14 protein-coding genes are annotated in these 12,825 nt (G+C 61.0%); 7 read left to right on the top strand and 7 right to left on the bottom strand.

Annotated features, from left to right (window positions below; all coding sequences use genetic code 11):
- Window positions 1–59: 59 nt before the first annotated feature.
- From FHX06_RS21790 to FHX06_RS21780, 3 genes are all read right to left on the bottom strand, one after another.
- Window positions 60–1,019, bottom strand: a complete 960-nt coding sequence (locus tag FHX06_RS21790; RefSeq protein WP_112541957.1) for a glycine--tRNA ligase subunit alpha — start codon at window positions 1,017–1,019, stop codon at window positions 60–62.
- A gap of 133 nt (window positions 1,020–1,152) precedes the next feature.
- The gene (locus FHX06_RS21785) at window positions 1,153–1,344 is read right to left on the bottom strand and encodes a hypothetical protein (RefSeq protein WP_183880811.1); all 192 of its coding nucleotides are present in this window, start codon (window positions 1,342–1,344) and stop codon (window positions 1,153–1,155) included.
- Window positions 1,345–1,362: 18 nt separating this feature from the next.
- Window positions 1,363–2,223, bottom strand: a complete 861-nt coding sequence (locus tag FHX06_RS21780; protein ID WP_113206937.1) for a S49 family peptidase — start codon at window positions 2,221–2,223, stop codon at window positions 1,363–1,365.
- A 194-nt stretch (window positions 2,224–2,417) separates the two neighbouring features.
- On the opposite strand from FHX06_RS21780, the gene FHX06_RS21775 reads away from it, so the two are divergent.
- A complete protein-coding gene (locus FHX06_RS21775) occupies window positions 2,418–3,761 on the top strand; it encodes an Nramp family divalent metal transporter (RefSeq protein WP_183848130.1) in 1,344 nt (447 codons plus the stop codon).
- 60 nt (window positions 3,762–3,821) lie between these two features.
- On the opposite strand, the gene FHX06_RS21770 is transcribed toward FHX06_RS21775, so the two are convergent.
- Window positions 3,822–4,598: a tRNA1(Val) (adenine(37)-N6)-methyltransferase gene (locus tag FHX06_RS21770; RefSeq protein WP_183880809.1), complete on the bottom strand. Its 777-nt coding sequence runs from the start codon at window positions 4,596–4,598 to the stop codon at window positions 3,822–3,824.
- Between the two features lie 3 nt (window positions 4,599–4,601).
- The gene (locus FHX06_RS21765) at window positions 4,602–4,829 is read right to left on the bottom strand and encodes a DUF2007 domain-containing protein (RefSeq protein WP_112541384.1); all 228 of its coding nucleotides are present in this window, start codon (window positions 4,827–4,829) and stop codon (window positions 4,602–4,604) included.
- A 109-nt stretch (window positions 4,830–4,938) separates the two neighbouring features.
- Between FHX06_RS21765 and FHX06_RS21760 the strand changes: the two genes are divergently transcribed.
- The 4 genes from FHX06_RS21760 (at window position 4,939) to moaB (ending at window position 9,440) form a co-directional block, all read left to right on the top strand.
- A complete protein-coding gene (locus FHX06_RS21760) occupies window positions 4,939–5,955 on the top strand; it encodes a polyprenyl synthetase family protein (protein WP_112972471.1) in 1,017 nt (338 codons plus the stop codon).
- Between the two features lie 201 nt (window positions 5,956–6,156).
- Entirely contained in the window at window positions 6,157–7,989 is a 1,833-nt protein-coding gene (locus tag FHX06_RS21755) for a tetratricopeptide repeat protein (RefSeq protein WP_112541386.1), read from the top strand.
- A 6-nt stretch (window positions 7,990–7,995) separates the two neighbouring features.
- The gene (locus FHX06_RS21750) at window positions 7,996–8,889 is read left to right on the top strand and encodes a 4-(cytidine 5'-diphospho)-2-C-methyl-D-erythritol kinase (RefSeq protein ID WP_183880807.1); all 894 of its coding nucleotides are present in this window, start codon (window positions 7,996–7,998) and stop codon (window positions 8,887–8,889) included.
- The gene (moaB, locus tag FHX06_RS21745; protein ID WP_112972474.1) at window positions 8,889–9,440 is read left to right on the top strand and encodes a molybdenum cofactor biosynthesis protein B; all 552 of its coding nucleotides are present in this window, start codon (window positions 8,889–8,891) and stop codon (window positions 9,438–9,440) included. The genes FHX06_RS21750 and moaB overlap by 1 nt, the downstream gene beginning before the upstream one ends.
- A gap of 23 nt (window positions 9,441–9,463) precedes the next feature.
- On the opposite strand, the gene FHX06_RS21740 is transcribed toward moaB, so the two are convergent.
- Together FHX06_RS21740 and FHX06_RS21735 are read right to left on the bottom strand one after the other, a co-directional pair.
- Complete coding sequence (locus FHX06_RS21740) at window positions 9,464–9,778, bottom strand: hypothetical protein (RefSeq protein WP_113014694.1); 315 nt, start codon at window positions 9,776–9,778, stop codon at window positions 9,464–9,466.
- Between the two features lie 181 nt (window positions 9,779–9,959).
- Window positions 9,960–10,478, bottom strand: coding sequence for a glycosyltransferase family 2 protein (locus tag FHX06_RS21735; RefSeq protein ID WP_112972513.1), 519 nt, complete (start codon window positions 10,476–10,478; stop codon window positions 9,960–9,962).
- A 138-nt stretch (window positions 10,479–10,616) separates the two neighbouring features.
- Here FHX06_RS21735 and FHX06_RS21730 point away from each other — a divergent pair, with 138 nt between their 5' ends.
- Both FHX06_RS21730 and FHX06_RS21725 read left to right on the top strand, forming a co-directional pair.
- Window positions 10,617–11,774 (top strand): PA0069 family radical SAM protein, encoded by a 1,158-nt coding sequence (locus tag FHX06_RS21730; RefSeq protein WP_113014695.1) that lies wholly within the window; start codon window positions 10,617–10,619, stop codon window positions 11,772–11,774.
- 280 nt (window positions 11,775–12,054) lie between these two features.
- The gene (locus tag FHX06_RS21725; protein WP_112541391.1) at window positions 12,055–12,747 is read left to right on the top strand and encodes a ribonuclease HII; all 693 of its coding nucleotides are present in this window, start codon (window positions 12,055–12,057) and stop codon (window positions 12,745–12,747) included.
- The last annotated feature ends 78 nt before the right edge of the window (window positions 12,748–12,825 follow it).

Here is a 12,825-nt window from a genome sequence, read left to right as displayed (position 1 = left end):
TTTCACAGACATCGTCAAACAGTCAGAGGAGCGCGATCTTGGCTCTCGCCGCAGCAAGCTCAAGCCGCGGCGTTCACCAGATCGAAACCACCCGCATCCGTCAGCAGGAACGCTTCGCCGCAGGCCTTGGCCAGCGTGCGTACGCGAAGGATGTAACTCTGGCGCTCGGTGACGGAGATCACGCCGCGGGCGTCGAGCAGGTTGAACACGTGGCTTGCCTTGATGCACTGGTCATAGGCCGGGAAGACGCATTTGTGCAGGCGCTGGTTGGCATTGTCGCCAGGCGCGCCAGCAGCGAGAAGCGCCTGGCATTCCTTTTCGGCATCGATGAAGTGGCGATGCAGCATCTCGGTATTGGCGAATTCGAAATTGTGGCGGGAATATTCCTGCTCGGCCTGCAGGAAGACATCGCCGTAGCTGATCTTCTCGTCGCCTTCGCGGCCGTTGAAGTTCAGGTCGTAGACGTTATCGACGCCCTGAACATACATGGCGAGGCGCTCGAGACCATAGGTCAGCTCTCCGGCAACCGGCGAGCATTCGATGCCGCAGATCTGCTGGAAATAGGTGAACTGCGAGACTTCCATGCCATCGCACCAGCATTCCCAGCCAAGGCCCCAGGCGCCGAGTGTCGGGCTTTCCCAATCGTCCTCGACGAAGCGGATGTCGTGCAACAGCGGGTCGAGGCCGATCGCCGCGAGCGAGCCGAGGTAAAGCTCCTGCAAGTTCGGCGGGTTCGGCTTCAGGATGACCTGATATTGGTAGTAGTGCTGCAAACGGTTGGGGTTTTCGCCGTAGCGGCCGTCGGACGGGCGGCGGGAGGGCTGTACGTATGCGGCCTTCCAAGGCTTGGGGCCGAGCGCGCGCAGCGTCGTGGCCGGGTGGAAGGTGCCGGCACCAACTTCCATGTCATAGGGCTGCAGGACCGCACAACCCTTGTCCGCCCAGTAATTATGCAGGGTGAGGATCAGCGCCTGGAAAGAGCGCTTCGGGTTCATATGGTCTGGAATTGTCGCGGGCATGGAAGGATACCGATTGCTTGGAATGAGCGCGACAGGTGCCACGCAGCGCCGCAGGGGTCAAGGCTTTTGCGCCGTGTCCGGATAAAGCCGACAAACAGCCGGCCGGTCAGCGGCAATCATGACCCAATTCGGCCTATTCCTCTTCCCGTTTCAGGCGATACTCGCCCGTGGTGGGATCCTTCACCAGCGTGCCGACCGCTCCCGTCTGGCGCTCCTTCTCGGCGCGGCGGGATTTTTCAGCAAGCCTCTGCGCATCGGAAACAAAGCGGCGGTAAAGCCACCAGCCCGCGCAGACGAGGATCAATAACGTAACTAGCTGTGCCATGTCCCCTCGTTTCTCCCGTTAGAGCCCGTAGCGGCTCCACAATGCCCTTTCTTCCGCCGCTTCGACAAGCCCCGATGCGAGACCGGAAGCCGCCCCTTCAAGCGAGACCGGCGAGATGCCGGGAATACGGCGGCCGAGCAGGCCACGAGTGGCCGTAACGAGCTGAAGCTTCGTTTTCTGGCCATAGCGTTTTTTCAGTTCCTGACGCATGTCGCCGAGGCCATCGATGAGGCCGAGTTCCAGGCCGCGCGTGCCGCTCCAGAAGAGGCCGGAGAAAACTGTCGCATCGTCCGTCAGCTTGCCGGCGCGGCGCTCGCGCACCATCGAGATGAAGACCTGGTGGATCTCGAGCTGCAGGCTCTTCAGATATTCGATGTCTTTTTCCTTCTCGGGCTGGAAGGGATCTAGGATCACCTTGTTCTCGCCTGCCGTGTAGACACGGCGCTCGACGCCGATTTTCTTCAGGAGCTCCGGAAAGCCGAAGCCGCCAGAGACGACGCCGATCGAGCCGACGATGGAGGTCGGGTCGGCGATGATCTCATCGCCCGCGAGCGCGATCATGTAGCCGCCGGAGGCCGCCACATCTTCCACGAAGACCAGCACCTTCTTCTGCTTTTCGCGCGCCAGCTCACGGATGCGCGTGAAGATAAGGCGAGACTGGACAGGCGAACCGCCCGGCGAATTGATCGAGATGGCAACGGCCGGCGTGTCCTTCGCGGAGAAGGCCTTCTCCAGAACCGGCGCGACATTGGCGAGATTGAGGGTCGGGCGGAACTGACCGCCGCCGCTGATGATCGCGCCCTGCAGCTTGACGACGGGTATGACGATCCCATCCTTGCGAAACCGCTTCGGCATCAGCTTTCTCAAAAATCCAGCCATTTCTCTTCCTTCGATACGATCGGCGACGCCAGCATGCATATGCACATTACAAGGGCATTGCATGTATGCGCTGCAGTGACAAACGCAATGGCTGCGCTCTCAAAACATTGCCTCCGTATTTTCTTGTTGCGAATGACTTGCATTATCATTCTAATCAGGCATAGTGCCGGCATGGATAATTGGGTAAAAGTGGCATGGACATCATAAATCCGAACGCAAAGGGCGGCTGGCGAGCCGAGCGCGGGGAAGCCTCGCTCTCCGACGTTTACCGCACTGTTGGCACGGGACGGCACAGCTCCACATGGCGGCGCGCGGCCGCTTTCCTCGGCCCTGGCTACATGGTTGCCGTCGGCTACATGGACCCTGGCAACTGGGCGACCTCGCTCGCCGGCGGATCGAAGTTCGGTTATGCGCTGCTGACCGTCGCACTGCTTTCGAACATCATGGCGATCGTGCTGCAATCGCTTTGCGCGCGTCTTGCCATCGGCTCCGGCCGAGATCTGGCGCAGGCCTGTCGCGACGCCTATCCAAGCTATGTCGCCGTACCGCTCTGGGCCTTTGCAGAAATCGCCATCATCGCCACCGATATTGCCGAAGTGATCGGCACGGCGATCGGCCTCAATCTGCTTTTCGGAATTCCGCTCGAAATCGGCGTGGTGATCACCGCGCTCGACGTCTTCGTCATCCTTCTCCTGCAAAGGCTCGGCTTCCGGTGGATCGAGGCCTTCATCATCACGCTTCTCGGCGTCATCGCAATCTGCTTTGCGGTGCAGATCTTCCTTGCCGATCCGCAATGGGGCGCCGTCATCAGGGGCTTCCTGCCGACAACGGAGGTCGTCACCAATCCGGAAATGCTCTATCTGGCGCTCGGCATTCTGGGTGCTACCGTGATGCCGCATAACCTCTACCTTCACTCCGGCATCGTGCAGACGCGCTCCTACGGCCATACCGTGCCGGAGAAGAAAGAAGCGCTGACCTTTGCGACGCTCGACTCCACCGTGGCGCTCTGCTTCGCGCTGCTGATCAACGCCTCGATCCTGATCCTTGCCGCAGCCGCCTTCAATGCCAATGGCAAGACGGATGTGGTGGAACTTGGTGAAGCGCATTCGCTGTTGTCGCCGCTGCTCGGTCTTGCGATTGCGCCGACGCTCTTCGGCATCGCGCTGCTCTGCTGCGGCCTGAATTCCACGGTCACCGCGACGCTTGCCGGACAGATCGTCATGGAAGGTTTCCTGAAAATCCGGCTGAAGCCATGGGTGCGCCGCCTGATCACCCGCGCCATCGCGATCGTTCCCGCCGCTTTCGTGACGATCTGGTATGGCGATCAGGGCACTGCAGAACTTCTGATCCTGACGCAGGTGGTGCTCAGCCTGCAGCTTTCCTTCGCCGTCTTCCCGCTCGTCATGTTCACGGCCAGCAAGGCGAAGATGGGCGAACTGGTGGCACCGAAGTGGCTGAGCGCCGTCGCCTATGTGATCGCTGTCGTGATCGCCGGTCTGAACGTCAAGTTGCTCCTCGACTTCGTGACTGGTGGCTAAGCTTGTTCTGCGGCAATTCCTGAACTGGTTCTTTACGCAATTGCGAACGGTGGAATTGCTTCAGAGCCTGCCATAGGCCGCGCGGCCATTGTTGAAATCATCGACGAGAGGGGAGAACTTGTGGCTCCCCTCTTCGTGCATGACGAGAGGCGCGCGCAGGGAAAGCCTTGCCCGTGAGCCCTTGATCGCGGTCACCAGGATGCGGACGGCGTTTTCTCCTTCACGCGGATGAACGGCAGTGATCTCGATGCCGCCGAAGCGTCTGCCGCAGGCGTCGATGATCTCGGCGATCGATTGCGGCCTTGCGATCAGCGACAGTTGTCCGCCCGGTGTCATGATGGCCCCGGCCGTTCGGATCCAGCTTTCGAACAGGTCGTCCGTCATGGCATGGGCTTCGGCCTTCAGCGCATCCGGCGTCCTGCGGTCGCCGGCATCGTTGAACGGCGGGTTCATAATAACGTGATCGAAGCTTTCGTCGATGAGACCTGCGTCGTTTCGCGCCCTGGCCGTCAGCGTGACATCGGCCTCGACGACCGAGACGCGGCCCGCCATATGGGCGTTGCCAGGCAGTTCGATGCTGCGGCGGGCGTAGTCAGCCATCTCCGCCGATCGCTCGAAGAGTACGACCTCGGCCTTTGCAAGGCGCGAGGCGACGGCAAGGCCGGCTGCACCCGCTCCGGCACCGAGATCGGCCACCTTGATCGCGCGATCATCGGCAATAAGAGCGGCTAGCAGCATGGCGTCCATGCCGGCACGATGCCCCCTGCCCTTCGGCTGAACGATATGAAAAAGGCCGCGATGAAAGGCGTCTATCGTGTCAGTCACCGCCTGCGTCATCTTTCACTTCCGCTCGCGCAATTCGCCGCCGAGACCCGCATCGGTGAGGATGCGCCGGGCCTGATCGGCCATCGTCTCGTCAACCAGGAGGCGGCGCGGCAGCATGCCGAGCGATCCCTCGAGCACGCTCATGCCCTGATCGGCAATGAAGCACGCAATTCCCGCATCCTTCATGAGGCTCTCGGCAAAAGAGAGCAGAACGGGATCGTTTGCGCGGATAAGCTCATGCATTTGCCGTTATTTTCCCTTCCGAATTTGCTGGCAGCGACAATTCACCCCTTGCCGCCTCCATCGGCCCTTTCTATTGTCAAAGGCAACGAATGAACAGGAGTCCGGGTCGTTGGGCGTGGTCATACCGCTTGAAGAAAACAAAAACAAACTGGCTTCCATCAAGCCGCTGGTGGACCTCACCAAGGCTGACATGGAGCGGGTGAATCAGCTTATCCTTTCCAAGGCCGGCTCCGATGTCCAGATGATTCCGGAGGTGGCGAACCATCTCATCTCCTCCGGCGGCAAGCGCCTGCGGCCGATGCTGACGCTCGCTGCAGCCTCGCTTTTCGGCTACAGGGGCGAGAATCACATCAAGCTCGCCACATCAGTCGAGTTCATGCACACGGCAACGCTGCTGCATGACGACGTGGTGGACGAAAGCGACCTGCGTCGCGGCAAGTCGACCGCGCGTACGATCTGGGGCAATCAGGCGAGCGTCCTTGTCGGCGACTTCCTGCTCGGCCAGGCCTTCCGTATGATGGTCGAAGTCGGCTCGCTGGAAGCGCTCGACGTGCTTTCCTCGGCTGCCTGCGTCATCGCCGAGGGTGAAGTGCTGCAGCTCTCTGTTGCCAAGAACATGGAAACGACCGAGGATGACTACCTCTCGGTCATTCGCGCCAAGACCGCAGCCCTCTTTGCGGCTGCCGCCGAAGTCGGCCCGATCGTTGCCGAGACCAACAAGTCCAACCGCAACGCGCTGAAATCCTACGGGATGAATCTCGGCCTCGCTTTCCAGCTGGTTGACGACGCGCTGGATTACGGCGGCAAGGCTGCCGATCTCGGCAAGAATGTCGGCGACGATTTCCGCGAAGGCAAGATCACGCTTCCGGTGATTCTCGCCTATCGCCGCGGCACGCAAGACGAGCGCGCCTTCTGGCGCGATGCGATCGAAGGCGGCAACAGCAGCGATGCCAATCTGGAAAAGGCGCTTGGCCTGATCACCAAATACGGCACGCTCAACGACACGATCCAGCGGGCCGTGCACTACGGCACGATCGCACGCGATGCGCTGGCACCGCTGCCGGACAGCCCCTGGAAATCGGCCCTGATAGAAGTCATCGATTTCTGCATCGAGCGCGTGAACTGAAGCGTGCCTCGACGAGAAGCATGACTTTGCCGCAAGGCCGCCGTACGCTTTGGCGCGGCGGGCTTTAATCAAACGTCCTTGAACGTGGGCTGAATTTCTTGCAGGGCCGCTTCAAAAAAGCCATCCTGTTGTGAATCAGTGTTTGCAACTGATTTTGCGGTCGGCACGTTGTTCCGGCCGTCCCTGAAGAAAGGTTTTCTAATGCGGCAGAGATTTGTCACCCGTCTCCTTTCGAGCGCAGCCCTCGCGGCAGTGCTTTCGCTCGGCGGGATCGGCGGCGTGAACGCCGAAGACGCGGCCAAGGCGGATGATGCCGGCAAGACCGTGACCTTCGATCCGGACAGCGTTACCACGTTCTCGGGCGCGTTTCTCGCTGCCCGCACTGCCGATGTGGACCACGACTATCCGACAGCGATCGAGCTCTACAAGAAAGCCCTGCAGATCGAGCCGGGCAACCCGGAAATCCGCCAGCGCCTGATGATCTCGCTGCTGTTGAACGGCGACATCAAGGACGGCGTGAAATATGCGAACGACCTGAAGGGTGACCCGACCGTCGAGCGTATCACCACGATCGTGCGCGGCATGGATGCGATGCGCCGCGGCGAGTTCAAATCCGCAGAATCGATCCTGAAATATGACGGGCCGAACGATCTCGACCGCATGATGAACGACCTGCTGCTGGCCTGGGCGCGCGTCGGCGCCGGCCGCGGCAAGGAAGGGCTTGCGATGGTCGAGAAGATGAAGGGCCCGGATTGGGTCCGCATCTTCCAGAATTACAATGCGGGTGCGATCGCGATCGTCAACGGCGACGTCAAATCCGCCCGCCAACATCTCAATGATGCCGTACTGGACAAGGAAGGCGGCGCAACTGCGCCCGACACCTTCATGCGCGCCATCATGGCACTCGCACGCCTTGAAGCTTCGCAGGGCAACAAGCAGAAGGCGCTCGACGCTGTCTCGGTCGGCGACAACCTGCTGCCGAACTATACGCCGCTGAACGCACTGCGCGACAGTATCGAAAAGGGCGAGAAGCAGGAACAGCAAGTCAAGAGTGCGGAAGAAGGTGCAGCCGGCGTGCTGTTTTCAGTCGGCGGAGCGCTGAACCGCGACGGTGCCGAAGATATCGTCTCGCTCTATCTGCAGACGGCCAATGCGCTCGATCCGAACAGCGCCGACACGCTGGTTCTGCTCGGCGGCATTGCCGAAAAACAGGAACAGATGGACCGGGCCATTGCGCTTTACCAGAAGGTGCCGGCGAATTCGCCGATGCGCCGCATTTCCGAACTGCAGTTGGGCCTCGCGCTCGCGCAGGGCGGCAAAGTGGAGGAAGCCCGCAAGCACCTGCAGGCGCTGATCGCTTCAGACCCGAAGGATGTCAGAAGCTATCTCGCCTATGGCAGCGTGCTTTCCGACGCCAAGGATTATCAGGCGATGGCCGATAATTACGACAAGGCTGTCGAGGTGATCGGGCCGCTGCCAGGCCGCGCAGACTGGAGCGTCTTCTTCCAGCGTGGCATCGCCTATGAGCGGCTGAAGAAGTGGGATCAGGCGGAACCTAACTTCCGCAAGGCGCTCGACCTCAATCCGAACCAGCCGCAGGTTCTGAACTATCTCGGCTATTCCTGGATCGACATGAACCGCAACCTCGACGAGGGCCTTGAGATGATCAAGAAGGCCGTCGAGCTCCGTCCTGACGACGGCTACATCATCGATTCGCTCGGCTGGGCCTATTTCCGCCTCAGCCGTTACAACGATGCCGTCGACGAATTGGAACGTGCAGCGCAGATCAAGGCTGGCGACGCGACAATCAACGACCATCTCGGCGACGCCTACTGGCGCGTGGGCCGCAAGCTGGAAGCTGTCTATCAGTGGAACCGGGCACTCGCCTCCGAACCCGAGGAAGCCCAGATCCCGAAGATCAAGGATAAGGTCGCAAACGGCTTGCCGGCGCAGGACGATGATGCCAAGGCGGCCGACAAGAAGCAGCCTGACCCGCCGCCGGCGACGCCGCCGCCGGTCGACAAGAAATCCTGAGGCCGCATGCCTGAAACGGGCATGCTGCTTTCCGGGCTCGGCGATTTCGCCGTTGCTGAAGATGCCTGCGCAAAAATCAATCTTGCCCTTCATGTGACGGGCCAGAGGGCCGACGGCTATCACCTTCTTGAAATGCTGGTGACGTTTACGCGCCACGGCGATCGGTTGGGGTTTTCCCCAGCCGATGCCGATGACTTCACGCTTTCCGGCCAGTTCGCCGACGTGCTTGCCGATGACCCCGGCACCAATCTGGTGTTGAAGGCCCGCGACCTGCTGCGGGAAGCGGCGGGTGGTGCTCCGCCTGTGCGCATCCATCTCGAGAAGAACCTGCCGATCGCTTCCGGCATCGGTGGCGGGTCTGCCGATGCAGCAGCGACTCTGCGCGGGCTTATGCGCCTGTGGAACGTGCCGCTTCCGACAGAAACTATTGCTGCCCTCGCCCTGACGCTTGGAGCCGACGTGCCGATGTGCCTCAAAAGCACGCCGCTGATTGCACGCGGCATCGGCGAACAGATAGAGACGGCCGATGCCCTGCCCTCCTTCGCTGTGGTGCTCGCCAATCCGCTTAAAGGCGTTTCCACGCCCGAGATCTTCCGGCGGCTTGTCATCAAGAATAATCCTCGCCTGGTCCTGAAAAAGTCGCCGCACTGGATGGAAGCCATAAGAGCGACACGCAATGATCTTGAGCCGCCGGCGCGGGAGCTGGTTCCCGAAATTGCCGAGATTTCTGGCATGCTCGCTGCAGAAGGCGCGCTTTTCACCCGCATGTCCGGCTCTGGTGCGACCTGCTTCGGCATTTTCGAGACGCCCGTTGCCGCGCTGCGTGCCGCCGAGCGTCTTCACGCCGCGCGCCCGGACTGGTATTTCCAGGCGACGGAGACTTTCGCGGGAGGCGCGTGATGGCAGGCCTGGACGAAAAACGACCTTTTATTCCGCTCGGCATAGCGGTTCTGACCGTTTCGGATACGCGTACGCCGGCCGATGACAAATCCGGCGACACGCTGGCGGCACGAATTGCGGAAGCCGGACATCAGCTGATCGACCGCGATATCGTTCCCGACGACCGCGAGAGGATCACCGCCCGCGTGCGTGCCTGGACGGAAGCCAAGGAAATCGACGTCGTCATCACCACGGGCGGGACCGGTTTTACCGGCCGTGACGTGACGCCCGATGCGCTGGAACCGCTCTTCGAAAAGCGGATGGATGGATTTTCGGCCGTGTTCCACCGGATTTCCTACGACAAGATCGGAACGTCGACGATCCAGTCGCGCGCTACGGCAGGTGTTGCCAACGCCACCTTCATCTTTGTGCTGCCGGGCTCGCCCGGCGCCTGCAAGGATGCCTGGGACGGTATATTGAAGGCGCAGCTCGACTACCGGCAGATGCCCTGCAATTTCGTGGAGATCATGCCCCGGCTCGACGAACATCTGAAGCGCGGCGCGACGAAATAGACCGGCTGCGACAGCGATGTCCTCTATGTTGCCAGACCCGGCAGGGCGGGCATCGTTTCCCAGCTGTCGCCTGATAACAGCACGCAGCTTATGCCATGAACATCCGTGACGAGGAGCGTCCAAGTGCCGCTTTCGGCGGCATAGACCTCGAGAATGGCGTTCTGATTGATCAACCCGACTGCGGTGAGCTTTTCACCAAAGTTGCTGTCCAGAAATTTGACGATCTCGGATCGGCCTGCGCAACTGCGCATCATCTGCGATGCTGCCGGATGCGGATGCGCGATCAGCGATGTCGTCAGTATGGCGGCCAGCAGGCCGTGGACCATATTGCGTAGCATGACGCACCTCCTTTCGCCGGAAGCCGGGAGAAGAGGAGATTTTCGTTGACCTGCTCTGCCGCTCACCGGCATCTCATGGCCATCCGTTACGAAGCGAGGCGCTTCGGCGGCGCCATGCTCCAATTATAGCGCAAAATTCGATTGGGCGCCATTTTTGCGCAATGTCGCGGAAATGTCGTAGCTACCGCGCGGCACGGGCGACCCAGGAGGGAATCAATTCGCTGGAAAGCTGACGCGGCTTCTGTGCCTTGACGAATTCGGTCAAGCGCATGCCGCTCTTTGCCGCTGAAATGGCGAGCTTCTTCGGCATGAGCAGGCCGAGTTCGAGCGGCGGCCTTGAACGACCGACGCGCTGGAAGAAGGGACGTCGATAGCCGCGCGAGGCAGTGAAGCGCGCAGGGACCTTGTTCAAGGCGACATATTCCGAAACTTCGTCGATCCAGCCCGCCTGCGGTCTTGCGCCCGGCTCGACGAAAAGCAGCCATTCGCCACGGGCCGATCGGATGATGTCCTTGATATCCCACTGCGAATGGAAGCGGCAGCCGGCAGCGTCCGCCACCCGCGAGGTACCATCGCGGGAGCCGTGATCGAGCACGACCACGTCGCTGACGAGGCCCTCCACGGCGCCCGCCACCAATACCGATAGGGTCTGGGCCAGCTCAGGTTCCTGATCCTGGCATTCAAGAACAACAGTCAACATTGCCTGTTTATAGAGCGCCGCACAAAAATTTGCCAGTGCGACTTTCCTCATTTTGTTCTTGCATTGTTCTCTTTTTGCCGATAGGAATATAATCATCAAACGAGCGAAATCGAACGTTTTTCGCCGCTGGAGAATCCGATGAGACCACAGTCCCTTGCAGGACAGGCGGCATTTGCGCCTGCCAATAAGGCAGATATTGCCGACGCGATGATCGCGGCCTCGGGGCTGCGCGTCGAAGTCGACCGGCGACGCGGCCGCGGTGCGGGGCTGAACCCCACCGGCCGCTTCGAGCCGACACAGCGCGAGGCCTTCGATGATGGCTGGCAGACGCTCGAGGAACTGCCCCCCTTCAAGACGGATGTCCAGATCGAGAAGCCACGCACGGCGATTACCCGCAACGAGTCTCCCGATCTTTCCTTCGACAGGTCGATCAATCCCTATCGAGGCTGCGAGCATGGCTGCATCTACTGCTTTGCCCGGCCGACCCATGCCTATATGGGCCTGTCGGCAGGGCTGGATTTCGAGAGCAAGCTCTTCGCCAAGCCGGACGCACCGAAGCTCCTGGAGCGCGAGCTTGCCAAACCCGGCTACAAGGTGCGCGTCATCGCGATCGGCACCAATACCGATCCCTACCAGCCGATCGAAAAGGAATGGCGCATCATGCGGCAGATCCTCGAAGTGCTGAACAAGGCGAACCACCCCGTTGCGATCGTCACCAAGTCGGCGATGATCCTGCGCGATCTCGATATCCTCACGGAGATGGCGGCAAAGAACATCGTGCGCGTCGGCATTTCGGTCACGACGCTCGACCGCAAGCTTGCGCGCCTCATGGAGCCCCGAGCTTCGACGCCGACGCGCAGGCTGGAGGCGATCCGCGGGCTTTCCGAGGCCGGTGTGCGTACGTCCGTGATGGCCGCGCCAATCATCCCCGCGCTCAACGATCATGAGCTGGAACGCATTCTCGATGCCGCCAAAACGGCAGGAGCGGAAGAAGCGAGTTATGTATTGCTGCGGCTGCCATTGGAAGTAAGCCCCCTGTTCCGCGACTGGCTGCTGCAGAACTATCCTGACCGCTACCGTCATGTCATGTCGCTGGTGCGTTCAATGCGTGGCGGCAAGGATTATGACGCCGAGTTCGGCAAGCGCATGAAAGGCGCCGGACCCTACGCGTGGCAGATCGCCCGACGCTTCGAGATGGCTGCGAAGCGGCTGGAATTGACCCGTCGAAGCCTTGCCTTGCGCGATGATCTCTTCGTGCCGCCGAATGGAAGCGGCGTGCAGCTTTCGTTGCTGTGACTGGATATTTTCGTGCAATTCCGAAAACGCAAAACCGCGATGCACTTTTGCTGGAATTGCTTTGTTGTTTACGCAATTCCGGACGTGAAACCGCTACGCACTTTTGCTGGAATTGCTTGTGAGCTTGCGCAAGACGTGAAGAAGACCTGCCCTGCGTCTTCTGTCTTGCGCAATTCCTGCGGATGGCCCTGACCGCACCATCTGCCGGACTGCCCCCGGCCGTCGCCGCCCTGATCCGGGGGCTTGCAGGAAATCGGGTTGGCGTGCGAGGTTCAACCGCATGAAACGTCGCACGTCACCCGATTCTCCTCTGCTCTTTGAAGAGGTCCCCCTCGTGCCGGATTTCCGGCTGGAGCTGAAGGCTCGCAAGGCCGGCCACTGGCCCGTCGCGGGCGCCGATGAGGCCGGACGCGGGCCACTGGCGGGCCCTGTCGTTGCTGCAGCCGTGATCCTCGATCCCAAGCGCATTCCTGAAGGTCTCAACGATTCCAAACAGCTTTCGGCGCAGAAGCGCGAGGAGCTGTTCGTCCAAATTCTTGCAACCGCCACGGTTTCCATCGCTTCTTCCAGCTCCACCCGCATCGACGAAACCGATATCCGCAAGGCAAGCCTCGACGCCATGCGCCGCGCGATCTGCGGCCTTTCCGTACCGGCAAGTTATGTGCTGACGGATGGGCTCGATGTGCCTGTCGGGCTCGACTGCCCCGGGCAGGCTGTGGTGAAGGGCGACGCCCGATCGGTTTCGATCGCCGCCGCGTCCATCGTGGCGAAGGTGACGCGCGACCGGATGATGGCACGCGCGCATCTTGTATTTCCCGAATATGGTTTTGCCGCCCATGCCGGATATGGCACCGCGCAGCACCGCTCCGGTATCGAGAAGCATGGCCCTTGCTCGCTGCACCGGATGACCTTCCGGCCGCTGCGCAAGGATGGCGTAGAGATCGAAGCGAACGGCGAGATGCTCGGCGAATAACCGCGGTCGTGACTCGCATCTCAGGACCGCTCGGTCGTGCGAGACCGCCATCGCCGGCACGCGCATCACGCCAGACAA

This window comes from Rhizobium sp. BK512, assembly GCF_014194915.1.
Lineage (GTDB): Bacteria > Pseudomonadota > Alphaproteobacteria > Rhizobiales > Rhizobiaceae > Rhizobium.
Note: the sequence above shows the minus strand (reverse complement) of the source record. Positions and strands in the feature narration are given on the sequence as shown.